Source organism: Aestuariirhabdus sp. LZHN29, assembly GCF_049985285.1.
Taxonomy (GTDB): domain Bacteria; phylum Pseudomonadota; class Gammaproteobacteria; order Pseudomonadales; family Aestuariirhabdaceae; genus Aestuariirhabdus.
Genome location: NZ_JBNIEU010000002.1, coordinates 191,280 through 216,077 on the forward strand (window position 1 = coordinate 191,280; position 24,798 = coordinate 216,077).

Consider the following 24,798-nt stretch of genomic DNA (forward strand, 5'->3'; position numbering starts at 1 on the left):
TAGGAGTGTTAATAAATGAAAGCTTGCCGTATTGCCCTCGTACAGATGAACTCCGGTGTTGATATAACGGAGAATGTGTGCCGGGCTGAGACCGCCATCGCGGAGGCGTCTGCTCGCGGGGCGCAGCTGGTTGTGCTGCCAGAGTGCTTCGCCAGTTTCGGTGGTGGCGAGCTGGACGATGTAGTGCAATCGCTTTATGACGCCGATGTCGTCGGTCATCTGTCCAGGCTCTGCGCTACCTATTGCGTGTGGCTGGTGGCAGGAACCCTGCCGGTGACTCTTGCCGAGGAAGACGACCGGCGCGCCCACTCCCGTTGTTTCGTATTTGACAGCCGGGGGCAGGAGGTGAGTTACTATGACAAGATTCACCTGTTCGATGTGGATGTGGCCGATACAACCGGCTGCTATAGAGAGTCTGTAGATTATCAGCCTGGGGGTCACCTAACCCTCATTGAGACCCCCTGGGGGAAGCTGGCGCCGTTAATCTGCTACGACCTTCGTTTCCCTGAACTGTTTAAAGCGTTGGCTCTGCAGGGTGCAGAGATCTTCTGCCTGCCATCGGCGTTTACTGCCGTGACCGGGCAGGCGCATTGGGAGCCACTCCTTCGCGCCAGGGCAATTGAGAGTGGAGCCTACGTGTTGGCCGCCAATCAGTGTGGTCAACAGGGTTCCCGTACGACCTGGGGTCACTCGATGGTAGTGGATCCCTGGGGTAAGGTTTGTGAAAGCGCTGGCGCTGACCCTCAACTGGTCATTGCCGATCTGGAGCCCAATACGCAGCTCCAGGCGCGACAATCGATTCCCAGCCTGCAACACCATAAGCTGGAGAAGGGCTGGTACCCGTTACCGACCCGTCATGACGCCCCTAGCGGCGCGAACAACGAGTAGATACTACCTATGACCGATATTCTGGAGATTGCGAAGGAGCGTTTGCTGCTGCCGACAGGGCTTTCGGAGCAAAACGTGCAACAAGTGCTCGACAGCATGCTGGGGCGCAACCTGGATGCGGCCGACCTCTATTTCCAGAATTCACGACACGAATCCTGGGTGCTCGACGATGGCATCGTGCGTGAAGGCAGCTTTAACGTCGATGGGGGCGTAGGGGTGCGCGCCATCAGCGGTGAAAAAACCGGCTTTGCCTACTCTAATGAGATTGTGCTGCCGGCGCTGCAGCAAGCGGCGGGGGCGGCTCGCAGTATTGCCGCCCAGGGTCAGCAGCGGCAGGTATCGATCCGGCAGCGCAGTTCGATACGTGAACTCTACCAGCCTACCAACCCCCTCGATTCCCTCCCCCAGCAGGATAAAGTAGACCTGCTGAAGCGGCTTGATGCCGAGGCGAGGGCGCTGGACCCGAGAGTGAAACAGGTGACCGTCGGCTTATCCGGATTGTTTGAAACCGTCATGGTTATGGCCAGTGACGGCACCCTGGCAGCCGATGTACGCCCTCTGGTGCGGCTTAATGTGAGTGTAATTGCCGAGTTGGATGGACGCCGGGAACGGGGCTCCAGCGGTGGCGGTGGACGATGTAATTACGATTATTTTATGCAGGGTGACCGTGCGTTGACCTATGCGCGCGAAGCGGTCAGGCAGGCCTTGGTCAATCTGGAGGCAATTCCTGCCCCTGCGGGTGCTATGCCGGTTGTACTGGGGCCGGGCTGGTCCGGAGTGCTGCTGCATGAGGCGGTAGGTCATGGGCTGGAAGGCGATTTTAACCGCAAGGGCAGCTCTGCCTACGCCGGGCGTATTGGTGAGCGGGTCGCTTCACCGCTTTGCACCATTGTTGATGACGGTACCCTGGCCGGACGCCGGGGTTCGCTCAATATGGATGATGAAGGTACGTCTACCGAGTGCACCATGCTGATAGAGAAGGGGGTTCTCAAAGGCTATATGCAGGACAAGCTGAATGCACGCCTGTCCGGCGGCACGTCGACGGGTAACGGTCGACGTGAATCCTATTCGCATTTGCCGATGCCGCGGATGACCAACACCTATATGTTGGCCGGGGAGAGCGATCCCCAAGAGATTGTTGCGTCGGTTGAACGGGGTATCTATACCGCTCATCTCGGCGGAGGTCAGGTGGATATCACATCGGGCAAGTTCGTTTTTTCAACCAGCGAAGCCTATCTGATCGAAAAAGGGAAAATCACGACACCGATCAAAGGCGCGACCCTGATCGGCAACGGCCCCGATGCAATGCGGCTGGTGAGTATGGTGGGTAGCGACCTGGAGCTAGACACCGGTATCGGCGTGTGCGGGAAGGAGGGGCAATCGGTGCCGGTAGGGGTTGGTCAGCCCACGCTGAAAATCGATGAGCTCACCGTGGGCGGGACAGGCTGAGTAGGCTCAGGCCTTGTCGATGATGATCGTCTCGTCGGCATAAAACGAGGTGGAGCGCTTCAGGTCGAGAGCAAAGTGCTTACCCTCGGTCAGGGTTTTAACCATCTGCTGCCACTCTTCGCTGGCGGTGGCTTCAAAGCTTGCCTTGGGTTGGTCGAACCACATTTCCACAACACCATCGAAGGGGGCTTCAAACTGTTGGCGCTGCTGCAACAGTTGGTTTTCTTCGACTTGCAGGGTGAGGCTTTTGGTCAAGCGGCGGCAGCCCAGTTTGACCGCAACGGAGCGAATAAACTGCTCAAACTCCGTGTTCCAATAGTCTCGAAATTGAAGGGCACTGACGTCGGCTTTGCGCCGAAAGCAGAGTATCTGTTTTATCACGCTAGTCTCTCCCTGAAAAAATCCTTACTCGGCAAGTTCCGACTGCTCACGCAGGTAGCGAAACAATTTGCGGCTGCTCGCTAGGGGTTTCTGTAATTCCAGTTCTTTGCGGCTATTGCGTATCAGCTGCCGCAGGTGCTGGATATCGGCCGCTGGATAGGTATCCAGATACTCCTGAAGCGTCTCGTTACCTTCGCTGATCAGTCGTTCACGCCAGCGCTCGAGCTGATGGAAAATTCGGTTGTACTCTGCGCTGCTGGTATCGAGACGATCCACCGCTTGTTGCAATGGCTCCAGATCCTCATCGCGCATCAGTTTTCCGATGTACTGGCGGTGGCGTTTAAGCGCGTTGTTGCTTTTTATTCGACGTGTTTCTTCCAGTGCCCTGCGGAGTCGTTCAGTGATCGGCAGTGAGGTCATGACGTCGGGTTTAAGGTCGAGCAGGCGCATACCCAGTGCTTGCAGCTCGTGCATTTCGTTTTTGACCTGGGTCTTGCTCTTATAATCTTCGTCGTCGAAATCGACCGATTCGTTGTCTTGTTCTGGGCGCATGGGGGAGACGATCTGTGGCTTCGAAATGGGTAGGTGACTATTGTAAACCGATCCTGCTGGAATGTCTGTTTTGAGCGAAAGGCTTGTTCGCTAGCCCCCTGCAGGTAGAATGGATCGTTACCCCCTAGCCTGGTGATACAAACCATGACCTCAGTCCCAAATATAACACCGCTGGATCTTCGTCAGGAGCAGTCCCGCTTGCAACAGTTGGTGCAGGATATTCTGCTGGAGGCTCGCAAGCAGGGAGCCAGCGGGGCAGAGGTGGGTGTCAGCCTGGATAACGGGCTGACCGCCAGTGTGCGCATGGGGGAGGTGGACACGGTCGAGTTTAATCATGACCAGGGTTTTGGCATCACCCTCTACTACGGCCAACGCAAAGGTTCCGCCAGTACCTCTGACAGCAGTCTGCAAGCGATCATTGATACCGTGGAAGCGGCCAGTAATATCGCGCGCTACACATCGGAGGACCCTTATGCGGGCCTGGCCGATGCCTCCATGATGGCGACCGACCTGCCGGAGCTTGACCTGTACCACCCCTGGGATGTGGAGGTGGACCATGGGCTGGAGATCGCCACTCGTTGCGAGCAGGCGGGGCTCGATGTCTCGGAGCAGATAACCAATTCCGAGGGAGCAAGCCTCTCAACGCATCAAAGCTGCCGGGTGTACGGCAACAGTCATGGTTTTATGGGCAGCTACCTGGCCTCAAGGCAGAGCTTGAGTTGTGTGCTGATTGCGGGCGAACAGGAGCGGATGCAGCGGGATTATTGGTATGCCGTGTCCCGTAAGCGAGAGGATCTGGAAAGTCCTGAATCGATCGGTACCCAGGCAGCCAATAGAACCTTGCAGCGCCTCGATCCCCGAAAGATACCAACCTGTCAGGTCCCGGTGCTGTTCGCTGCAGAGGTTGCCAGTGGGCTACTGTCCCATCTGCTGGGGGCGATCAGTGGGTCAAGCCTGTATCGTGAAGCGAGTTTCTTATTGAATCAGCTGGATAAGCCGCTGTTTCCTGAGTTTGTCAGCATCTATGAGCGGCCCCGCTTGCGAGGTGGCCTCGCCAGTGCGTCGTTTGATAATGACGGTCTGGCGACTTACGACAAATCCTTTGTGCAAGATGGAGTGCTCTGCAGTTATCTGTTGGGCGCCTACTCGGCGCGTAAATTGGGTATGACCAGCACCGCCAATGCCGGGGGGGCGCACAACCTGCGAATCAGTGATAGCGGTTTGGATGCCCCGGCGTTACTGCGGCAGATGGGTAGCGGTTTATTGATTACCGAGCTGCTGGGGCAGGGGGTTAATCTGGTAACCGGGGACTACTCGCGGGGAGCCAGTGGGTTTTGGGTCGAAAATGGGGTGATTCAGTATCCGGTATCGGAGATAACGGTCGCGGGTAACCTGCGGGATATGTTTGCGAATGTCGTCGCGGTGGGGAATGATGTGGATCACCGTGGCAATGTGCAGGCAGGTTCCATCCTGATTGATGGTATGACCGTAGGGGGCGACTAGGTTTTTCGGTCGAGAGCTTACTCTCCCTCGCCAAAGAAATCGTTGACCAGCTCGCTGATCGCTTGCAGTGCCCGATCCTCGTCGTCGCCGTCGATGCGCAAATCAAGCTCGGTGCCTTGGCTGGCTGCCAGCAGCATCACCGACATGATGCTTTTGCCATCGACCATGGTGGTGCCGCGCCCCACTTCGATACTACTGCCGAAAGCGGCCGCCGTGGTCACAAATTTTGACGCTGCTCGGGCGTGGAGTCCGAGTTTGTTGATGATATGAATCTTGGTTTCTATCATTGTCGCTACTGTTATTATATTTTATTGTTTTTGCGCGGTGTGCAGTTCGCGGTGACGAACCTGAACGTTTTGAATCTGACTACTAAAGCGTCGGGTCAGCTCTTCGCTGATGTATACCGAGCGGTGATGGCCGCCGGTGCAGCCGATGGCGATGGTCATGTAACTTCGGTTTCCCGCCTCGAATGCTGGAAGCCAGCGCTCCACAAAGTCACCGATATCAGCCAGCATCTGCTGTACCTCAGGTTGTTCTCCCAAAAAATCCCGCACGGGTTTCTCGAGCCCACTGAAGCCCCTCAGGTGCGCTACCCAATAAGGGTTAGGTAAACAGCGTACATCAAACACGTAATCGGCATCAATTGGTATGCCTCGCTTGAAACCAAAGGACTGGAATAGCAGTGCGAGACTGTCGTCCGTGCGCATCGCAACACGGGTACGAATCAGGTCGCGTAATTCGTGCAGTGATAGTGCGCTGGTATCCAGAGTCAGTTTTGCTCGATTCTTGAGGGGGGCCAGGAGCTCACTTTCGGCGAAAATGGCCTCTTCCAGCGAGCATTTGTCATTGGACAAGGGGTGGCGTCGCCGTGTTTCACTGAAACGCTTTAGCAGGGTAGCTGGGTCTGCATCGAGGTAGATCACCTCGCACTGCACGCCATTATTGGTTAGTTGGGCCAGTATCTCGGGGAAGCGTTTAAGGTCCGCGTGCATGTTGCGTGCGTCGATGCTGACAGCGGCATTTCTAAGTGACTGCTCGCTTGAGATCTCTGCGGCTAGAGACCCCAGTAAGCCTGCTGGCATGTTGTCCACACAGTAGTAGCCCTGATCCTCGAGCACGTGCAGCGCGCTACTTTTGCCGGATCCCGATCTTCCACTGATGATTACTAATCGCATTTTGCTGGTTCCACTTGCCGACTGGTGCGTGCCGCGCCCTGTTTCTGGTGTGGTGGGTGTTGACCGCGTAAGTCACTGAGCTGGCAGTATACCAGTTGCATTGTGGCAGGTCTGCGATTTGGGAGATCAGTCGAGGGGGGCGATCGCCATTTGATAGAGTTCGGTACTGCTCTGCGCGGCGCGCAGGCGGTTACGGTAGCTGGCATTGTCCAGCCGGCCGGCCAGAGCCTGCAAAATCGCCAGATGCTCGTTAGTCGCTTCGTTGGGGACAACGAGGGCAAAGATGATATCTACCGGGAGCTCGTCCATGGCGTCGAAATTGACACCCTCAGACAGTTTGAGCAGTGCCGCCACAGGTTCTGTACAGGAGGTGAGTCGGCAATGGGGAATCGCAATACCTTTGCCAAAGCCTGTGCTGCCGAGGCGTTCACGCTCAAACAGGCCGTTAAACAGCTCGTCGGCTGTTATCTCCTGCCCTGCCTGGGCGAGAGTTTCGGCAAGTGTTTCGAGTACGCGTTTTTTACTGCCGCCTTCCGCAGCGCAGAGGCTGCGGTCGGGGCTTAGGAGGGATATAAAATTCATAGCCAGATCTAATTAACGGGCGAGATTCTTTTCCTTGTGTTTCATGAGCTGGCGATCCAGTTTGTCCGACAGCATATCAATGGCCGCGTACATGTCTTCATGGACGGCAGTTGCGTGGATGTCCGCACCGCGGACGTGCAGATTGGCCTCCGCTTTTTGTCCCTCTTTTTCGATACTGAGGGTTACGTTGACGCTGGTGATGCTGTCAAAGTGTCGCTCAAGACGATCGACTTTAGTTGCTACGTATTCACGCAATGCTTCCGTTACATCAACATGATGACCACTGATATTGATTTGCATGCGTTTTCTCCTGAATGTTTGTTACATGATGTTGAGTCGACGTCGTGTCAGGCTCAAGTGTATGCCTCTGTTACCGATCATATCCGAGGCTCGATATCTCAATGTTGTCGCCAATCAATATAACCTATACCAGACGTTTCCTTTCGTTAGAAGGAGCAATTGATAATGACTCCCGGTATTTGGCAATAGTGCGGCGAGCAACCTGAATTCCCTGCTCAGCAAGCAAACCCGCTATCTTGCTGTCACTCAATGGCTTTTTTGGGTTCTCTGCGGCCACAAGCTTCTTGATAATAGCCCTGATTGCCGTAGAGGAGCACTCTCCTCCACTGGCGGTACTGACATGGCTTGAGAAGAAATACTTGAGCTCAAATATGCCGCGGGGGGTGTGCATGTATTTTTGCGTCGTTACCCGGGATATGGTGGATTCGTGCATGCTGACCGCTTCGGCGATATCGTGCAGTACCAGCGGTTTCATCGCCTCTTCACCATACTCCAGAAACCCGCGCTGATGCTCAACGATCTGGGTGGCCACCTTCATCAGTGTTTCGTTTCGGCTCTGCAGACTCTTGAGAAACCAGCGGGCTTCCTGCAAGTGGTTTTTCAGGTAGGTGTTGTCTGAACTGTTATCAGCACGTTTGACCAGCGAAGCGTAACCCGAGTTGATGCGGACTCGGGGCACAGAGTCCGGGTTCAGCTCGACGGTCCAGCGGCCGTTCACCTTTTTTACGGTGACGTCGGGTATGACATATTCAGGCTCGCTGCTTTGAATGCTTGCCCCGGGTTTTGGGTTGAGGGTCTGGATCAGTTCAATCGCAGCTTTGAGATCGGCCTCTTTGAGACGGGTTTTGCGCATTAATTGAGCGTAATCATGGGAGCCCAACAAGTTGATGTGTTTCTCAACCACCAGGGCCGCTGAACCCAGGTGAGGGGTGGTGGTGGGCAATTGGGCAAGCTGGATTAACAGGCACTCGCTGAGGGATCGAGCCGCCACACCGACTGGATCGAACTGCTGAAGACGGTGTAACACCGCTTCAAACTCATCCAGTTCAATGTCCAGATCCTCTTCGATGCCTTCCATCAGCTCTTCGCAGCTACAGCTGAGATAGCCATCGTCCTTGAGTGCGTCAATGATGGTAATGGCTATCGCCCGGTCGGTGTCGGACATAGGTGTCAGGTTAAGCTGCCACTCCAGATGGGACTGAAGGGTTTCTGAGGTGCTGGCTCGCGTGGCCGGATTGTACTCATCGTTGTCGGACGAGCCCGACCCCGAGGAGGGCGGCAGACTGGATTGATAAACATCATCCCAGGCGGTGTCAACGGGCAGATCTTCCGGGATATTGTCCTGCCAGTCGTCGGACATCACCTCATTTTCGTTGTTGGCACTGTCGGCGCTTTGCTGATCCTGCTGCTCAGCCTCTTTTAGGCCGTTGTTTTCAGCCTTGTTGTCGAACTCGCTACCATCTTTTGCGCTTTCTTGCTCGGTCGCCGCCTCATTATCGGAACCCTCTTCGGGCTCGAGCATGGGGTTGGATTCGAGGGCTTGTTGAATCTCCTGCTGCAGATCCAGGGTAGAGAGCTGAAGTAGTTTGATGGCTTGTTGCAGCTGAGGCGTCATCGTCAGCTGCTGGCCCATTTTCAGGACTAGGGATGGTTTCATAAATAATACAATGTCCGGTCCATAATCTGCGCATCACTCCCGTTGGGTTTTCCGGTCGCATCCTGCTCCGGCAAAAATCTTGCATGGTTCTATTATAGGGTTGAACGGGATGAATGCCTATATGCGAAATTCGTGTCCCAGATAAACGTCTTTCACTTTCTGGTTATTCATCACGGCCTCGGCATTACCCTCGGCGATGATCTTGCCTTCACTAACGATATAGGCAAGCTCACAGATATCCAGTGTTTCGCGAACATTATGGTCTGTGATCAGCACTCCGATGCCCTTGTCGCGCAGGTGGCGGATCACATCCTTGATGTCATTGACCGAAATGGGGTCGACCCCGGCGAAGGGCTCATCGAGCAGGATAAAGGCGGGTTCCGTGGCTAGCGCCCGCGCGATCTCTACTCGTCTGCGCTCTCCACCCGACAAGCTGATACCCTTGCTGTTGCGAATATGGGTGATGTGGAACTCCCGCAGCAGGGCTTCAAGTTTTTCCAGTCGCTGCTTGCGATTGAGATCCTTGCGGGTTTCCAGTATGGAGAGGATATTCTCGGTAACGGTTAGTTTTCGGAAAATGGAGGCTTCCTGGGTCAAATAGCCTATGCCCTGGCGTGCGCGGCCATGCATTGGCAGGCGGGTAATATCCACACCATCGATTAAAATCTGGCCTCCATCGGACTGCACGAGCCCGACAATCATATAAAAACTGGTGGTTTTTCCTGCCCCGTTCGGCCCTAGTAAGCCGACAATCTGGCTACTGGAGATGCTGATCGAAATATCTTCGACCACCTTTCTTCCGCGGTAACTCTTTGCCAAGTGAAGTGCTTTAAGGGTTGCCATGGGGATATCTACTGCTTGACTTTGGGTTGGATAATCATTTCGACACGGTTGCCGGCCTTGCTGCTGGAGCTTCCGCTCTGGGCATTAACCGCCTGGGTTGTCATGTTGTAGTGGATCGTTTCGCCGGTAAAGGAGTTGCCCTCCTGCAGCAGGCGGGCGTTCTTAAGTAATTTCACCTGATCGCTGGCAACGGAGTAGTCGATGGTATTGCCATAGGCTTTGATGATCTCCTTGTCGGCGGCAGGCTTCTCCCGGTAGTGGGCAGGATTGCCTTCCGCCACCATACGGGTGACATTTCCCTCCTTGGTGTAGAGCGTGATTTTGTCGCCGCTAATATGGATAGTGCCTTGGTTCATCGTCACATTGCCGGTGTAGATGGCTCGCCCAGCGCCTTCATCAATATCGGCAGTGTCCGCCTTGATTCGAATAGGTTGGGACTGGTCTTCCGGCAGGGCGTGGGCGACAGCGCTAAAGAGCGCGCTGGCTAACAGGCCGATAATCAAGGAGCTATTGGGCTTCATAGGTGCCTCTGACGTTGGACAGCAGTTGAACTTGGTCCTGGTTAAGGTTGGCTTTCATCCCCACCGCACGAGTCACGCCACTGGGTGTAGTAATGGTGACAGGTCGGTTGGTGGACGCCAGCTCCTGCCCAGAGTATAGGGTGATGAAATCGGTATCAAGGCGTCCCCGTTCACTACCATCTTGCGCCAGCACTCGCATCACCACATCATCCCATAGCTCCAGATCTTCGCTGCCTGGCAGCAGTTTTCCAGAACGTGCGCTGATGTGGCGCTCGCCGTCCGCCTTTAACAGTGTCATTCGTGGCTCACTGATCATCGTGGTGTCGTTGTGGGGGTAGTGGTTGACCTCCACGGCATTGAGTCGGTGGTCAAGGGCGCCATGTTCGTTGTATCGGGTTAGCTGGGCGTTTTGCATATAGAAGTCGACCTCCTGCCGCTCGCGAGGGTCAGTGTCTGGCGGAGTCAGGGCTTGCCGCAGGGGGGTGTTCTGGTAGAGGTAAAATCCCCCATAGGCGAGCAGTATGCCCCCTAGCAGTGCAATGAACAGCGCTCTCACAGATAACGGTCCAGTGCGTCCTGCAGTTTCCCTTGTGCGGCTAACAAGGCATCGCAGAACTCGCGCGCCGCGCCGTTACCGCCGTTGGTCTCGGTGACGGCGCAGGCGTGCTGTTTGACGAAAAAATGGGCGTTGGCAACAGCTGCCCCCAGTCCAACCTGCCGAATAACGGCCAGATCCGGCAGGTCGTCACCGAGGTAGGCAACCTCATCCAGCGTCAATCCCAGTGTGGGTAGCAACTCTTGCAGGGCAACCAGCTTGTCCTCACGGCCCTGGTAAACGTGGGTGATGCCCAGATTGGTGGCGCGACGTGCCACCAGTTGCGAGCGGCGCCCGGTGATAATGGCAGTCTCGATACCGGCCTGTTGCAACATCTTGATGCCTTGCCCATCAAGGGTAGAGAAGGCTTTCAGCTCTTCGCCGTTTTCACTAAACAGTAACTGGCCGTTGGTGAGCACGCCATCGACGTCAAACACCGCCAGGCGAATACGTTGTGCGCGGGCAGTTAGGTGGCTGAACATCAGACGACTCCCGCACGCAGCAAGTCATGCATATTGAGGGCACCTACGGGTTTGTGCGCAGTATCGACCACAATAAGGCCGTTAATTTTGCTCTCGTCCATGATATGGACCGCTTCGGCGGCGAGCACTCCCTGGGTGACGGTTTTGCAGTTGCGGGTCATGACGTCATCGATTGAGGTGGTTGCCATGTTGAGCTCGCGGTCCAGTGAGCGGCGCAGGTCGCCATCGGTAAAGACCCCGCTAAGGGCGCCATCTGTAGTGGTGATGGCGGTCATGCCGAGTCCCTTGCGGGTCATCTCCATGAGTGCATCACGCAGGGGGGTGCCCTCCACAACGATGGGCAGGCGCTCACCGCTGTGCATGACGTCGTCAACCTTGAGCAGCAAGCGGCGACCGAGGGTGCCACCGGGGTGGGAGAAGGCAAAGTCCTCGGCGCTAAAGCCGCGGCGTTCAAGCAGTGCAATGGCCAGCGCATCTCCCATGACCAGCGACACCGTGGTGCTGGAGGTGGGGGCAAGATTGAGGGGGCAGGCTTCCTGTGTTACGCCGGTGTTCAGGTTAACATTTGCCGCCTGTGCGAGGGCAGAGTCGGGGTTGCCGGTCATGCTGATCATGGGCACACCAAGCCGTTTGAGTAGCGGGATCAGGGTCACCATCTCGCCGGTATTGCCCGAGTTGGACAGGGTGATGACGACGTCATCGACGGTGATCATGCCAAGGTCGCCGTGACAGGCTTCGCCCGGGTGCACAAAAAATGCGGGGCTGCCGGTGCTGGCCAGGGTCGCAGCCATTTTGGTACCGATGTGACCCGATTTGCCCATGCCGACCACTACGATGCGTCCGCGGCAGTTCATCAGCAGTTCGCAGGCCGCCTCGAAGTCGCCGTCGATGCGTTGCAGCAGTTCGCCGATCGCTTCCTGCTCCATGCGCACCGTGCGCAGGCCTGACTCCTTGAAACTGGTTGGGTGGCTCATATTGCTATTACCATGGGCTAGAGAGTGAAGTACAAGGCGACATAATACGCACTATAACAGGCAAAGAGAATGCCGCCGCTGTAGCGTCCAATCCCCCCGCGGCGCAGTGCTAGCCACGCCATGGCCGCCAGTAACAGGGTCAGTGCGAGCATGCTGGCATAGTCGCGCAGCAGGATCTCGGTCTCGAAATGGGTCGGGGCGATCAGGCCCGGCATTGCCAGTACGGCTAACAGATTGAAAATGTTGGACCCTACGATGTTACCCAGGGCGATATCGTGGTGCCCCTTTAGAGCGCTGGCAACAGATGCTGCCAGCTCGGGCAGACTGGTGCCGATCGCGACGACGGTGAGGCCTATCACAAGGTCGCTGACGCCGAAAAGTAGTGCGATCTCCGTTGCTCCCCAAACCAGTGCTCGAGCACTGACCAATAACACGGTGAGGCCGACCAAAAGAATCGCCAGCGCTCGTGCCAGGGGAATATCGGGAATCTCATCGGCTTCATTGTCGGCGAGCTGCTGGTTCTCGGCAGCCAGTGGTGGTTTTTGCCAACGAAACAGCAGGTACAGGGTGATCGCCAGGCCCGACAGTAACAGGATACCGTCGACCAGGCCCAGGTGCAGGTCAAGCAAGCACCACCCTGCAAGCAGGGTAATGGCCACCAGAAGCGGAATCTCCCGTAATATGAGGGAATTTTTAACGGGCAGTGGTGCGATCAGTGCGGTGATCGCCAAAACGAGGCCGATATTGGCGATATTGGAGCCGATCGCGTTACCGGCCGCGAGTCCGGCATGGCCATCCATAGCCGCCATGATCGATACCAGTATCTCGGGTGCCGATGTGCCCAGCGCTACGACCGTGAGACCGATCAGTAACGGAGACATCCCCAGCTGTCTGGCCGTGGCTGCAGCGCCCTCGACAAATTTGTCGGCACTCCAGATCAAGGCGGCGAACCCGGCTATTATTGAAAGCATTGCCAACAACATAAAAATGACCGTTTAAAAAGGGGGCTAATTAAAGAGATTATCATCTGCGAATGCAAGCATGCCTGCACTTGGTCGCTAGAGGGTAGCAGGGCGCACTGGTAGCGGCACCCATAAGTGATTAGAATGCGCGGAAGTAACCCGTTAGGGAATTATGTGCATTTAGCCCGGCTTATCATTTAGGTTGGGGTTGATGCCAAGGAGTTGGCGAGCGGAATGAGTGCTTTTGATGATCCTTATGTAGAGATGTGCGGGCTGAGTTTTCGGCGCGGGAGTCGCATCATCTTTGATAAGGTCGACATTAAGATTCCTCGCGGCAAAATTACCGGCATCATGGGTCCGAGTGGTACCGGTAAGACGACTCTGCTCAAGTTGATCGGGGCCCAGTTGAAGCCGGATCAGGGGTGTGTCCGGGTCGATGGCCAGGATGTCACTACCATGAGGCGCGGTGAACTATTTTCTATCCGCAAGAAAATGGGCATGTTGTTCCAAAGTGGTGCGCTGTTCACGGATCTTAGCGTATTTGAAAATGTGGCCTTCCCGTTGCGGGTGCATACCCGGCTTGGCGAAGCGCTGATTCGCGACCTGGTGTTGATGAAACTGCAGGCGGTGGGACTGCGGGGTGCAAGAGACCTGATGCCCAGCGAGCTGTCAGGAGGGATGGCGCGGCGAGTGGCGCTGGCCAGAGCCATTGCCCTGGATCCGCAGATGATGATGTACGACGAGCCCTTTGTCGGACAGGATCCGATGGCGATGGGGGTGCTGGTGCAGTTGATACGCATGCTGAATGATGCCCTGCAGTTGACCAGCGTGATCGTCTCCCACGATGTCCATGAAACCGCGAGTATCGCCGACTATATCTACGTCGTGGGGGATACCCATGTGCTCGGATTTGGTACGCCGAAAGCGATGCTTAACTCTCCCGACCCGAGGATTCGCCAGTTTATGCAAGGCCTGCCGGATGGCCCTGTTCCATTCCATTACCCTGCCCAGGAGTATCGGCGGGATCTGATAGGGGAGCAGGATGCATAGTATTCTTGTCAGGCTACGCCTTATAGGTCGCTCGGGGTTGGAGCGCCTGGAAGCGCTGGGGCGGGCATTTATTATTTTGCTGGGTGCTATTTTTGGGCGCTCACTGTTCGGCTCCCGTTATCAGCTGTTGGTGGCGCAGCTCTACTCGGTTGGGGTGCTATCACTGATTATTATCACCGTCTCCGGACTCTTTATCGGTATGGTGCTGGGGTTGCAGGGCTACAATATACTGGTCAAATACGGTTCCGAAGAGGCCGTGGGGCAGATGGTGGCCCTGACGTTGGTGCGTGAGTTAGGGCCGGTGGTGACGGCGCTGCTGTTCGCCGGGCGCGCGGGATCGGCCTTGACCGCGGAGATCGGCCTGATGAAAGCGACCGAGCAGCTTTCCAGCATGGAGATGATCGGTATCGACCCCCTTAAACGCATCGTTGCGCCACGTTTTTGGGCAGGGTTTATCTCCATGCCTTTGCTGGCGCTGATCTTCAGCTGCGTAGGTGTGATCGGCGGTGCGATGGTTGGAGTGAATTGGTTGGGTATCTATGAAGGGTCCTTTTGGGGAGTGATGCAGAACTCCGTAACCTTCGAGGGCGATGTGCTCAACGGAATTATCAAGAGTGTAGTGTTTGGTTTTGTGGTGACCTGGATTGCGGTTTTCCAGGGGTATGACTGTGTGCCTACGTCAGAGGGGATTAGTCGGGCGACCACTCGTACCGTCGTGCATTCATCCCTGGCGGTGCTTGGGCTGGACTTTATTTTGACCGCAGTGATGTTTGGAGGGTAGTGAACATGCGCATGAGAACGGTGGAGATCAGTGTGGGGGCTTTTATTGTGGCCGGGATGCTAGCGCTGGTTATGGTGGCTCTGCGGGTCAGTGGTCTTTCGATATCTGCGGCCGATAACGATTATCGACTGGTAGGGTATTTTAGTAATGTGGGTGGGCTGAGCTTGCGTGCCAAGGTATCGATGAGTGGCGTCGCTATCGGCAGGGTGGTGGGGATTGAGTTTGATCGTGACTCTTACGAAGCCAAGGTAACGATTGCGATCAATGGAACTTACGACAATATCCCCCTGGATAGTACGGCCTCCATTTTGACCTCAGGCCTGCTCGGCGAGCAGTACGTTGGTATCAGTGTGGGTGGAGATATGGAGTACCTGGTCGACGGCGACCAGTTTGAGGATACCCAGTCGGCCCTGGTACTGGAGGAGCTGATCGGCAAGTTCCTGTTAAATACGGTTGAGAAGAATTAGGGTGTTGCGGGATAATGGTGTTCCGGTCAGGAGTTCTGAGGAGCGGATTATGAAGTGGTTTCGTTCGACCAGCATTGCGCTGTTGCTGTTGTTTCCCATTTTGGTTCATGCACAGGTGGGTCCCGAGGCGGTGGTGCGTGACACCACCGATCGCATGCTGGTGTTGTTGAAAGAGCAGCGACAGCTTTATAGCGCCGATCCAGAAGCGCTATATCAGGCGCTGGACGAGTTGTTGTCCCCCGTCGTGGCGTTCGATGCGATTGCCAGTAGCGTAGTGAGTGCCAAATACAACCGTGCAGCCACCCCTGAGCAGATGCTGCGTTTCGAAGGGGTCTTCAAACGTAGTTTGGTGGAGTTTTACGGCAAGGCGATCGGACAGTTCGATGATCGACAGTTCAATATTGACATTGTGGTTAAGCCCGTAGACCCCCAAAAACTGGGTAAGCGCAGGGTTCCGGTTGAGATGGACGTCACCACGGCTAATGGCACCCTGATCCCCCTGACCTACACCATGTTTAAAGACGCGGATGGCCACTGGAAAATGCGTAATGTGATCGTTAACGGCATCAATATTGGCAAATTGTTTCGCACCCAATTTGATCAGGCGATGCAGGATAATGACAAGGACCTGCAGTACGTGATCGACAACTGGGGGCAGATTCTGGCCCAAAGCAACGAATCGCAACCCAGCTGATGCGTGCCCAGGCCTGGCTATCGAAGCGACAGGAGATCTCTCTGGCAGGGGAGATCGACTTCGATAGTGCCCCGGCGCTCGATCAACTGGTTCAATCCTTGATGCGGGAGGCTCCGGGGATTCACTGGAAACTCAACATGGATGGGGTGTTGAAGGTGAATAGCGTGGGTCTTGCCCTGTTGTTGGAGTGGATGCATTTTCTTGAGCAGCACCAAGGGTCTCTTGAGGTGCTGGATATCCCCTGTGAATTGATCGATCTCGCCCGGGTATGCGGTGTCGATGAGATACTGAGCGTCCTTTAGTCATTGGCGTTGCCCGCCCTTTCACCCTCCTGTGTATTCTTATATCATGAGCGCCCTTTTTTATTGCCGAACAGGATGAGGTGACCCATGGCGCCCGATGAGATCAAGCAGTTGCTGGAATCCCGACTCGATGGAGTGGAGGTATTGGTCGAGGGAGAGGGTTGTGATTTCAGGCTCAACCTGATCGGTGACGAGCTCGCCAGCCTGAGCCCTGTGAAGCGCCAGCAGTTGGTGTATCAGCACCTTAACGAGGCGATTGCCAGTGGTGCCATTCATGCCGTTAATATGAAATTTTATAAACGCGAGCAATGGCTCAACCGCAACCAATAGCCCCTGTAGTGTTGGGTTTATGATCGCGATCGAGCTTCAGGAGTAACAATGGACAAATTGATTATAAGTGGCGGAGTGCGCCTCGATGGCGAGATTCGCATCTCCGGTGCCAAGAACGCCGCGCTGCCGATTCTCGCCGCAACCCTGCTGGCCGATGAACCGGTTACCGTGTGCAATTTGCCTCACTTGCATGATATCACCACCATGATCGAGCTGTTCGGTCGCATGGGGGTGGAGCTGGTGATCGATGAGCGCCTCAACGTTGAGGTTCATGCAAGCACCATCAAGAGTCTCAGCGCACCCTATGAGCTGGTGAAAACCATGCGTGCGTCTATCCTGGTGCTCGGCCCCATGCTGGCCCATTTTGGCGAAGCGGAAGTGGCTCTTCCCGGCGGTTGTGCCATCGGTAGTCGTCCAGTAGACCTTCACATTCGCGGGCTGCAGCAGATGGGTGCCGAAATTACGGTGGAAGACGGCTATATCCGCGCCAAGGTTAAAGATCGACTCAAAGGCGCCCGTATTTTCTTTGATACCGTGACCGTGACCGGCACCGAGAATTTGCTGATGGCCGCGTGTCTCGCCGACGGCGTTTCTGTACTGGAAAATGCCGCGCGCGAGCCCGAAGTCGTTGATTTGGCGCTCTGCCTGATTGCGATGGGGGCGAAGATCGAGGGTCACGGCACCGATACGATCAAGGTGACCGGCGTTGAGCGGTTGCATGGCTGCACCTACCCGGTGCTGCCCGATCGAATTGAGACCGGTACCTACCTGGTGGCGGCCGCCGCTACCGGTGGCCGCGTTAAGCTTAAGGATACCCGCGCCGATATTCTTGATGCGGTGTTGGTCAAGCTTGAAGAAGCCGGCGCCAAGTTGACCGTCGGCGAGGACTGGATTGAGCTGGATATGGAAGGCAAGCGCCCCAAGGCGATTAACCTGAAAACAGCCCCCTACCCCGCGTTTCCCACGGATATGCAGGCACAGTTCGCGGCGATGAACGCCATTGCAGAGGGTACTGGCCAGATCATCGAAACCGTCTTTGAAAACCGTTTCATGCACGTCAATGAGATGATGCGCATGGGCGCGGATATCACGGTAGAGGGCAATACTTCGATCGTCAGGGGGGTAGACAAGCTGAAGTCAGCCCCGGTGATGGCAACCGATCTGCGCGCTTCGGCGAGCCTGGTTATTGCGGGCCTTGTGGCCGAGGGCGATACCATCGTCGATCGAATCTATCATATTGACCGTGGCTACGAATGTATCGAAGAGAAGCTGCAGTTGTTGGGCGCCAAAATTCGCCGCATACCCGGCTAGGAGACCTTCACCGGATGAGCAATTCGCAACAATTGACTATTGCGCTCTCTAAAGGGCGAATCCTCGATGATACGCTGCCGTTACTGAAAGCAGCCGGTATAGAGCCGCTGGAAGACCTCAATAAAAGCCGTAAACTAATATTTGATACCACTCGCGATGACGTCAAGCTGGTGATTATCCGTGCGACGGATGTGCCTACCTACGTGGAGCATGGCGCCGCCGATTTGGGAGTGGCGGGTAAGGATGTGCTCATGGAGCATGGTGGCAAAGGCTTATATGAGCCGCTGGACCTGGATATAGCTCGGTGTAAATTGATGACCGCGGGTCCTGTTAACGCTCCCGCTGTCACTGGGCGCCTGCGAATAGCGACCAAGTTTGTCAATGTCGCCCGTCGCTACTATGCCGCTCAGGGGCAGCAGGTAGATATCATCAAGCTCTATGGTTCGATGGAGTTGGCACCGCTGGTTGGGTTGGCCGACCGTATTATCGATGTGGTAGATACCGGCAACACCCTCAGGGCTAATGGGCTCGAGCCCCAGGAGTTGATCGCCATGATCAGCTCTCGCCTGGTGGTCAACAAAGCGTCAATGAAGCTTAAGCATGCCAAGGTTCAGGGGTTGATCGAACATCTTGGCGGTGCGGTGAACGAGGCTCGCAAAGCGGGTTGATCACAGCACCGGCCCTCACACCCGAACTGCAAGGTAGCGTAGTAAACAGCCCAAAAGGAGAATCTACATGACGAACTCCACTGTAGCCATCGCCCGACTCGATGCCAGCGCGGAAGGTTTTCGCGAGCGCCTCGATAAGATGTTGGCGTGGGAGGGCGTGTCCGACGACGCCGTAGTGAGCACCGTGACGGATGTGGTCAAGAATGTACGCCGACGTGGTGATGAAGCACTGGTCGAGTACAGCAATCGATTTGACCGCCTCAATGTGTCGGAAATGAGCCAGCTTTGTATTGGCGCAGAGCGGTTGCAGCAGGCTTACGATGGATTACCCGAGGCGCAGCGCGAGGCATTGCGCGTCGCGGTCGAGCGTATCCGTGATTATCATCAGCGCCAGTTGCAGGAATCCTGGCAGTACCATGACAGCGATGGGACTTTGCTGGGCCAGCAGGTGACCGCGCTGGATCGGGTTGGCATCTATGTGCCGGGAGGGAAGGCGGCTTACCCCTCCTCTGTATTGATGAACGCACTACCGGCGAAGGTCGCAGGGGTTGGCGAAATCATCATGGTCGTGCCTACCCCCGATGGTGAACTCAATGAGCTGGTGCTAGCCGCAGCCCACCAGTCCGGAGTCGATAAGGTGTTTACCATTGGCGGTGCCCAGGCGGTGGCTGCACTGGCCTACGGTACCCAAAGTGTGCCGGGTGTCGATAAGATCGTTGGACCTGGCAATATCTATGTGGCCACGGCTAAGCGAATGGTGTTTGGTCAGGTGGGAATCGACATGATTGCGGGGCCGTCGGAGATTCTGGTGGTGTGCGATGGGCAGACCAATCCGGACTGGATCGCGATGGACCTCTTCTCCCAGGCCGAGCACGATGAAGACGCCCAATCCATTCTTGTCTCCACCGATGAGGCCTTCCTCGACAGGGTGCAGGAGAGTATTGAAAAACTGTTGCCGACGATGGAGCGCGCCGACATTATTCGCGCCTCCCTGGAGTCGAGGGGGATGTTGATCAAGGTGTGTGATCGCCAGCAGGCGCTGGCGGTAACGAACCGTATCGCCCCTGAACACCTTGAGTTATCGGTGGAGAATCCGGAGTCCTGGGCTAAAGAGGTACGCCATGCGGGTGCCATCTTTATGGGACGTTACACGGCAGAAGCGCTGGGCGACTATTGCGCAGGACCCAACCATGTACTGCCAACCTCGTCCACTGCACGATTCTCATCGCCGCTGGGGGTTTACGATTTCCAGAAGCGCTCGTCGCTCATCCAGTTTTCCGCCCAAGGCGCGTCCGAAATGGGTAAGGTTGCATCGGTGCTGGCTCGCGGCGAGGGACTGACCGCCCATGCCCGGTCTGCCGAGTACCGTATTCGCAAGTAGTCGCGTCGAATGTCTGGCTCCCAACACGTCAGTGACGGGAGGCGGGCATCGTCACTGGGAGACAATACGCGGTCGCTCGCCCACAACCGTATCAAAGGTGCGCTCGATCCCCTGGCGCAACACCGTTATCGCGACGCGCTCTCCGGGGCGCTGGCGGGCCACCTGATCCATGACCGTACGACCATCGCCGGCATAGACGCCGTTGATCTGGGTAATGACATCTCCTCGTAGCAGGCCAGCGCTGGAAGCCGGACTGTTTTTATAAACCCCGGAAACCAGAATCCCGTCGCGCAGGGCGATGCCAAAGGATTCTGCCAGATCCGGTGTGAGGGGTTGCGCCTCAATACCCAGCCAGCCACGAATTACCCGCCCCTGCTTGATGATCGACAGCATCACGCTGCGGGCAAGATCGGAGGGGATTGCAAACCCGATACCCTGGGAGCCTCCGCTGCGGGAAAATATGGCGGCGTTGATCCCCAGCAGGTTGCCATCGGCGCTGATCAGCGCGCCGCCCGAATTACCCGGATTAATAGCCGCGTCGGTCTGGATAAAATCTTCGTAGGTGTTGATGTTGAGCTCGTTGCGACCGGTAGCGCTGATAATTCCCATGGTAACCGTTTGGCCAACGCCGAAAGGGTTGCCGATAGCCAGCACGACGTCTCCGGTGCGAGCGGTATTCGAGTCGGCCAGTGTAATCGTGGGCAGCTCCTCGAGCTCAATCTTGAGGACCGCCAGATCGGTTTCGGGGTCGTCTCCAATGATTCTGGCCTGGGTGTCGCGTCCGTCGCGTAACGCTACGATAATCTCATCGGCCTCTTTTATAACGTGGCTGTTGGTGAGGATGTAGCCCTCCGGGCTCATGATGACGCCAGAGCCCAGGCTCGATTGCATGCGCTGATTGCGGGGAACGCTGTCGTAACCGCGATACCGGTCCAGCTCCGGGGTCGGCAGTAACGGGTTGTTTTCGTCTGCGATTTTTGTGGTGTAAATGTTCACTACGGCTGGAGCCGCTGCTGCCACTGCGTCACTGTAGGAGGAGCGAATCGTGTTTGTAACCACTTGTGGATCAACGGATTGCAGGGTTATGGCGGGCTTGGGAACGATATGCCCACCGACCAGGCTGGGGAATTGCTGCACCAACAGTAAAGCCAGCAGAATACCGCAGACAACGGGCCAGCTAATGTAGGAGAACAGTCGATTCAAGTGCAGATCCCTATGCAAATGTGACGGGTGTTAAACTAAGGGCGAATTATCAACGAATTATACGCAGCCTTTGAGGGGCATTCCACGCTTTGCTATGCTGCGACCACTCTTTGGTTCTTCGCAGGTGCCCTATGTCAGTCTCTCTTGCCCATCTGATCGGTCTTTTGGATCGCGAATTGAGGGTCACCTCCTTTGCTGACTACTGCCCCAATGGCTTGCAGGTAGAGGGGCGCGCCTCGGTATCAACGGTGGTCAGTGGGGTCACCGCCAGTCAGGCGTTGATCGATACCGCGGTAGAGAGAAGCGCCGATCTGTTATTGGTGCATCATGGTTTTTTCTGGAAGGGGGAACCCGCACCGGTCACCGGCATCAAGCGCAAGCGCATTAAAGCTTTGCTGGAGAACGACATCAGCCTCGCCGCGTATCACCTGCCGTTGGATGCCCATCCTCAACTGGGTAACAACGCCCAACTGGGACGCTTGCTGGGCGTTGTTAATGCGGCCCCCATTAACCCTGACGATCCCGCTTGCCTGGTTTGGCAGGGCGAACTCTCCCAACCCTGTAGTGCCCCTGAATTGAACCGGCTGCTTGAAGCCAGACTGGGTCGCGCACCGCAGATGATTGCAGGCGGGGCGCAGCAGATTGAGCGCCTTGCGTGGTGCACCGGCGCCGCTCAGGGCTATATTGATCAGGCCGCTGCGGCGGGTGCGGATGCGTTTATCAGTGGGGAGATCTCCGAGCCTACGGTTCACAATGCCCGTGAGCTGGGTATCCATTACTTTGGTGCGGGCCACCATGCCACCGAGCGTTATGGGGTAAAAGCCCTGGGCGAGTGGCTGGCGCAACGGGAAGGCTTGACCCACTATTTTGTGGATATCGATAATCCCGTGTGAGGCGGCTCCCAAAGGAGAGGGATAAACCCCTGTAAAATTGTGGATATATCCCACTTCGTCATATAAATAGTCGTTTTTATTCTTAATTATTGTCTACTTATAATCAGTTCTGATTTGCTATAGTAGCCTCCCATTTTGAGTATCAGCGTCGGGGTGGCAGGCAACCTGTTTTTTGAGTGCCCCCTGATACTAGCGGACAGTACGGAACACTCCATGTCGGACAGAAAACTTACCCATCTCAAGCAGCTCGAAGCTGAAAGTATCCACATCATTCGTGAGGTGGCCGCTGAATTCGATAATCCGGTGATGCTCTACTCCGTCGGCAAGGACTCGGCGGTCATGCTGCACCTTACGATGAAGGCATTTTATCCCGGCAAGCCCCCGTTCCCCCTGATGCACGTGGATACCACCTGGAAATTCCACGAGATGATCAGTTTTCGCGACCAGCATGTAAAAAATCTGGGCCTGGAGCTGATCGTGCATACCAATGAAGAGGGCATTAAGCAGGGTATCGGCCCCTTTACCCACGGTAGTGCCAAGCATACCGATGTGATGAAAACAGAAGCCCTCAAGCAGGCCCTCGACAAATATGGTTTCGATGCCGCCTTCGGTGGTGCTCGCCGTGACGAGGAAAAGTCTCGCGCCAAGGAGCGGGTCTACTCTTTCCGTGACCAGAACCATCGTTGGGACCCCAAGAATCAGCGCCCCGAGCTGTGGAATATTTATAACGGCAAGGTCAACAAAGGGGAGAGTATCCGGGTGTTTCCCCTCTCCAATTGGACCGAACTGGATATCTGGCAGTATATCCACCTAGAGGAGATCCCCATCGTACCGCTCTATTTTGCCAAGCCGCGTCCAGTGGTTGAGCGCGATGGCGTAAAAATCATGGTGGATGACGACCGCATGCCGCTGGAGCCGGGCGAAGAGCCGGCCATGGAGATGGTTCGCTTTCGAACGTTAGGCTGTTATCCATTGACGGGCGCGGTCGAGTCCAGCGCCACGACCCTGCCGGAAATCATTCAGGAGATGCTGTTGACCACCAGCTCCGAGCGTCAGGGGCGGGTAATCGACCATGACAGCGCCGGCTCCATGGAGAAGAAAAAGCAGGAAGGCTACTTCTAGCCCTTCTTACCTTAATTGTTTCGTGGGTCACTTAGGTGGCCCGAACGCAACCGACTATCAGAAACCGCCATGTCTCACCAATCAGATCTGATCGCGACCGATATCAATGAATACCTGGCCCAGCACGAGCGCAAGGAGCTGTTGCACTTGCTTACTTGCGGTAGTGTCGATGATGGCAAAAGCACCCTGATCGGGCGCCTGCTGCACGACTCCAAGATGATCTATGAAGATCAGCTCGAAGCGGTTCGTGCCGATACCGTCAAGCACGGCACAACGGGAGGCAAGCTGGACCTGGCGCTGCTGGTCGATGGCTTGCAAGCCGAGCGTGAGCAGGGAATCACTATCGATGTGGCCTACCGTTACTTTTCCACCGCGCGGCGGAAATTTATCATCGCCGATACTCCGGGGCACGAGCAGTACACGCGCAATATGGCTACCGGCGCCTCCACCTGCGAGCTGGCAATTATCCTGATTGACGCTCGCCACGGGGTTATGACCCAGACTCGCCGGCATAGTTTTATCGCCTCGCTGCTGGGTATACGCCATGTAGTGGTCGCTATTAACAAGATGGACCTGATGGGCTTTAGCGAAGAGGTGTACCACCGTATTCGCGAGCAATACCTGAGTTTTGCAGATCAATTGAACATTGAGGACCTGCGTTTTATCCCCCTGTCGGCGCTTGAGGGTGACAATGTCGTCAATCGCAGCGAGAAGAGTCCCTGGTATACCGGCCCATCGTTGATGGAAATTCTCGAAACCGTAGAGCTCGCCGGCGATCGTAATATGGAGAACTTCCGCTTCCCGGTTCAATACGTCAACCGACCGAATCTTAACTACCGAGGCTTCTGTGGAACCGTTGCCTCGGGGGTTATCGCGCCGGGTGACGAGATTGTTGCGTTGCCATCGGGTAAGCGCAGTCGCGTGAAAAGCATCGATACTTACGATGGACAGCTGGCGGAGGCCTTTGCATCGCAAGCGGTGACGCTGACGATGGAAGATGAGATCGATATCAGCCGCGGTGACACCATCGTCAAGAGCGACGATCTGCCCCTGTCGGCCAACCATTTCGAAGCGACTCTGGTGTGGATGAGTGAGGGCGCGCTGAAGTGCGGTCGCCAATACGATTTCAAATTCTCCTCCAACCTGACCACGGGGGTGGTGACCGATATTCTGTTTAATATCGACGTCAACACCCTCGAGCACAAGAGTGCCGGGCAGTTGCAGTTGAATGAGATTGCCCGCTGTCGGGTGAGCGTGAATAAACGTGTCGCGTTTGATTCCTACGCTAAGAATCGGTCAACGGGCGCGTTTATTATTATTGATCGCCTTACCAACGTCACGGTCGGGGCCGGGATGGTGAGCGGGATAGGAAGCGAAGAGCGCAATCATCAGCCGGTGACCGCGGGTGAACGAGGCCAGCGGCTCGACCAGCAGCCTGCCCTGATTGAGTTGGTCGGCGAGCAGATGGATGAGTTACTGGTTACCCTTGAGCGTGGCCTCTTTGAGCGGGGTAAAACGGTGTTGTTGTTGCCGCGGGATGCAGAGCTAACGGCGGCAATGGTGAGTGCGCTAAGCAGTGCTGCTCTCGTGGTGCTGGCGCCGGTCAGCTCGGCCCGGGTGCAAGGTGCCCAGCTTAGCAAAACGCTTGATAGCAGTGACGCGGTAGAGGAAACCCTCGAAGAGATCCTGGCCATTACCGGGCGTTAGGGGTCTTTGGGTAGCCAGCAACAAA

General features: G+C 56.0%; 29 protein-coding genes. 15 read left to right on the forward strand and 14 right to left on the reverse strand.

The genetic code is table 11. The features are described 5' to 3' along the window. Positions 1-15: 15 nt before the first annotated feature. Complete coding sequence (locus tag ACP3PW_RS07530; protein WP_426416076.1) at positions 16-888, forward strand: carbon-nitrogen hydrolase family protein; 873 nt, start codon at positions 16-18, stop codon at positions 886-888. A 9-nt stretch (positions 889-897) separates the two neighbouring features. Further along, positions 898-2,337 (forward strand): metalloprotease TldD, encoded by a 1,440-nt coding sequence (tldD, locus tag ACP3PW_RS07535; protein WP_426416077.1) that lies wholly within the window; start codon positions 898-900, stop codon positions 2,335-2,337. 6 nt (positions 2,338-2,343) lie between these two features. Here tldD and ACP3PW_RS07540 read toward each other — a convergent pair whose 3' ends face one another. Together ACP3PW_RS07540 and yjgA are read right to left on the reverse strand one after the other, a co-directional pair. After that, the gene (locus tag ACP3PW_RS07540) at positions 2,344-2,718 is read right to left on the reverse strand and encodes an EthD domain-containing protein (protein WP_426416078.1); all 375 of its coding nucleotides are present in this window, start codon (positions 2,716-2,718) and stop codon (positions 2,344-2,346) included. Positions 2,719-2,742: 24 nt separating this feature from the next. Further along, a complete protein-coding gene (gene yjgA, locus ACP3PW_RS07545) occupies positions 2,743-3,270 on the reverse strand; it encodes a ribosome biogenesis factor YjgA (protein WP_426416079.1) in 528 nt (175 codons plus the stop codon). Positions 3,271-3,414: 144 nt separating this feature from the next. On the opposite strand from yjgA, the gene pmbA reads away from it, so the two are divergent. Further along, the gene (pmbA, locus tag ACP3PW_RS07550; RefSeq protein WP_426416080.1) at positions 3,415-4,773 is read left to right on the forward strand and encodes a metalloprotease PmbA; all 1,359 of its coding nucleotides are present in this window, start codon (positions 3,415-3,417) and stop codon (positions 4,771-4,773) included. Between the two features lie 17 nt (positions 4,774-4,790). Here pmbA and ACP3PW_RS07555 read toward each other — a convergent pair whose 3' ends face one another. From ACP3PW_RS07555 to ACP3PW_RS07605, 11 genes are all read right to left on the reverse strand, one after another. Beyond that, positions 4,791-5,060, reverse strand: a complete 270-nt coding sequence (locus ACP3PW_RS07555) for an HPr family phosphocarrier protein (RefSeq protein WP_426416081.1) — start codon at positions 5,058-5,060, stop codon at positions 4,791-4,793. Positions 5,061-5,081: 21 nt separating this feature from the next. Then, positions 5,082-5,948, reverse strand: coding sequence for an RNase adapter RapZ (rapZ, locus tag ACP3PW_RS07560; RefSeq protein ID WP_426416082.1), 867 nt, complete (start codon positions 5,946-5,948; stop codon positions 5,082-5,084). A gap of 126 nt (positions 5,949-6,074) precedes the next feature. Continuing rightward, on the reverse strand, positions 6,075-6,530 hold the full coding sequence (gene ptsN / locus ACP3PW_RS07565) for a PTS IIA-like nitrogen regulatory protein PtsN (RefSeq protein ID WP_426416083.1): 456 nt from the start codon (positions 6,528-6,530) through the stop codon (positions 6,075-6,077). A 12-nt stretch (positions 6,531-6,542) separates the two neighbouring features. Next, positions 6,543-6,830 carry a ribosome hibernation-promoting factor, HPF/YfiA family gene (hpf, locus tag ACP3PW_RS07570; protein WP_426416084.1) on the reverse strand — a complete coding sequence of 96 codons (288 nt, stop codon included), beginning with the start codon at positions 6,828-6,830 and terminating at the stop codon, positions 6,543-6,545. Between the two features lie 124 nt (positions 6,831-6,954). Further along, positions 6,955-8,487 (reverse strand): RNA polymerase factor sigma-54, encoded by a 1,533-nt coding sequence (locus tag ACP3PW_RS07575; protein WP_426416085.1) that lies wholly within the window; start codon positions 8,485-8,487, stop codon positions 6,955-6,957. A 117-nt stretch (positions 8,488-8,604) separates the two neighbouring features. Next, a complete protein-coding gene (lptB, locus tag ACP3PW_RS07580) occupies positions 8,605-9,330 on the reverse strand; it encodes an LPS export ABC transporter ATP-binding protein (RefSeq protein WP_426416086.1) in 726 nt (241 codons plus the stop codon). 8 nt (positions 9,331-9,338) lie between these two features. Then, a complete protein-coding gene (lptA, locus tag ACP3PW_RS07585; RefSeq protein ID WP_426416087.1) occupies positions 9,339-9,851 on the reverse strand; it encodes a lipopolysaccharide transport periplasmic protein LptA in 513 nt (170 codons plus the stop codon). Continuing rightward, positions 9,838-10,407 carry an LPS export ABC transporter periplasmic protein LptC gene (lptC, locus tag ACP3PW_RS07590; protein WP_426416088.1) on the reverse strand — a complete coding sequence of 190 codons (570 nt, stop codon included), beginning with the start codon at positions 10,405-10,407 and terminating at the stop codon, positions 9,838-9,840. Before lptC ends, lptA begins: the two co-directional genes overlap by 14 nt. After that, on the reverse strand, positions 10,404-10,928 hold the full coding sequence (kdsC, locus tag ACP3PW_RS07595) for a 3-deoxy-manno-octulosonate-8-phosphatase KdsC (RefSeq protein ID WP_426416089.1): 525 nt from the start codon (positions 10,926-10,928) through the stop codon (positions 10,404-10,406). The genes lptC and kdsC overlap by 4 nt, the downstream gene beginning before the upstream one ends. After that, positions 10,928-11,902 (reverse strand): KpsF/GutQ family sugar-phosphate isomerase, encoded by a 975-nt coding sequence (locus ACP3PW_RS07600; protein ID WP_426416090.1) that lies wholly within the window; start codon positions 11,900-11,902, stop codon positions 10,928-10,930. The genes kdsC and ACP3PW_RS07600 overlap by 1 nt, the downstream gene beginning before the upstream one ends. 17 nt (positions 11,903-11,919) lie before the next feature. Next, entirely contained in the window at positions 11,920-12,873 is a 954-nt protein-coding gene (locus tag ACP3PW_RS07605) for a calcium/sodium antiporter (RefSeq protein WP_426416091.1), read from the reverse strand. A 225-nt stretch (positions 12,874-13,098) separates the two neighbouring features. Here ACP3PW_RS07605 and ACP3PW_RS07610 point away from each other — a divergent pair, with 225 nt between their 5' ends. The 9 genes from ACP3PW_RS07610 to hisD all read left to right on the forward strand — a co-directional run bounded on the left by ACP3PW_RS07610 (position 13,099) and on the right by hisD (position 19,848). After that, positions 13,099-13,914 (forward strand): ATP-binding cassette domain-containing protein, encoded by an 816-nt coding sequence (locus tag ACP3PW_RS07610; RefSeq protein ID WP_426416092.1) that lies wholly within the window; start codon positions 13,099-13,101, stop codon positions 13,912-13,914. A gap of 1 nt (position 13,915) precedes the next feature. Further along, on the forward strand, positions 13,916-14,695 hold the full coding sequence (gene mlaE / locus ACP3PW_RS07615; protein ID WP_426417022.1) for a lipid asymmetry maintenance ABC transporter permease subunit MlaE: 780 nt from the start codon (positions 13,916-13,918) through the stop codon (positions 14,693-14,695). A gap of 5 nt (positions 14,696-14,700) precedes the next feature. Beyond that, on the forward strand, positions 14,701-15,162 hold the full coding sequence (gene mlaD / locus ACP3PW_RS07620) for an outer membrane lipid asymmetry maintenance protein MlaD (protein ID WP_426416093.1): 462 nt from the start codon (positions 14,701-14,703) through the stop codon (positions 15,160-15,162). A gap of 49 nt (positions 15,163-15,211) precedes the next feature. Beyond that, on the forward strand, positions 15,212-15,856 hold the full coding sequence (locus ACP3PW_RS07625) for an MlaC/ttg2D family ABC transporter substrate-binding protein (protein ID WP_426416094.1): 645 nt from the start codon (positions 15,212-15,214) through the stop codon (positions 15,854-15,856). After that, positions 15,856-16,158, forward strand: coding sequence for an STAS domain-containing protein (locus tag ACP3PW_RS07630; RefSeq protein WP_426416095.1), 303 nt, complete (start codon positions 15,856-15,858; stop codon positions 16,156-16,158). Before ACP3PW_RS07625 ends, ACP3PW_RS07630 begins: the two co-directional genes overlap by 1 nt. An 87-nt stretch (positions 16,159-16,245) precedes the next feature. Beyond that, a complete protein-coding gene (locus ACP3PW_RS07635; protein WP_426416096.1) occupies positions 16,246-16,488 on the forward strand; it encodes a BolA family protein in 243 nt (80 codons plus the stop codon). Between the two features lie 48 nt (positions 16,489-16,536). Continuing rightward, complete coding sequence (gene murA / locus ACP3PW_RS07640; RefSeq protein WP_426416097.1) at positions 16,537-17,799, forward strand: UDP-N-acetylglucosamine 1-carboxyvinyltransferase; 1,263 nt, start codon at positions 16,537-16,539, stop codon at positions 17,797-17,799. A 14-nt stretch (positions 17,800-17,813) separates the two neighbouring features. After that, entirely contained in the window at positions 17,814-18,467 is a 654-nt protein-coding gene (gene hisG / locus ACP3PW_RS07645; protein ID WP_426416098.1) for an ATP phosphoribosyltransferase, read from the forward strand. 67 nt (positions 18,468-18,534) lie between these two features. Beyond that, positions 18,535-19,848: a histidinol dehydrogenase gene (hisD, locus tag ACP3PW_RS07650; RefSeq protein WP_426416099.1), complete on the forward strand. Its 1,314-nt coding sequence runs from the start codon at positions 18,535-18,537 to the stop codon at positions 19,846-19,848. Positions 19,849-19,899: 51 nt separating this feature from the next. Here the strand turns inward: hisD and ACP3PW_RS07655 are convergent, their stop codons facing one another. Further along, positions 19,900-21,051 carry a S1C family serine protease gene (locus ACP3PW_RS07655; RefSeq protein ID WP_426416100.1) on the reverse strand — a complete coding sequence of 384 codons (1,152 nt, stop codon included), beginning with the start codon at positions 21,049-21,051 and terminating at the stop codon, positions 19,900-19,902. 131 nt (positions 21,052-21,182) lie between these two features. Between ACP3PW_RS07655 and ACP3PW_RS07660 the strand changes: the two genes are divergently transcribed. The 3 genes from ACP3PW_RS07660 (at position 21,183) to cysN (ending at position 24,773) form a co-directional block, all read left to right on the forward strand. Continuing rightward, the gene (locus ACP3PW_RS07660; protein ID WP_426416101.1) at positions 21,183-21,944 is read left to right on the forward strand and encodes a Nif3-like dinuclear metal center hexameric protein; all 762 of its coding nucleotides are present in this window, start codon (positions 21,183-21,185) and stop codon (positions 21,942-21,944) included. Between the two features lie 213 nt (positions 21,945-22,157). Continuing rightward, entirely contained in the window at positions 22,158-23,066 is a 909-nt protein-coding gene (gene cysD, locus ACP3PW_RS07665) for a sulfate adenylyltransferase subunit CysD (protein ID WP_426416102.1), read from the forward strand. A 69-nt stretch (positions 23,067-23,135) separates the two neighbouring features. After that, the gene (gene cysN / locus ACP3PW_RS07670; RefSeq protein ID WP_426416103.1) at positions 23,136-24,773 is read left to right on the forward strand and encodes a sulfate adenylyltransferase subunit CysN; all 1,638 of its coding nucleotides are present in this window, start codon (positions 23,136-23,138) and stop codon (positions 24,771-24,773) included. The last annotated feature ends 25 nt before the right edge of the window (positions 24,774-24,798 follow it).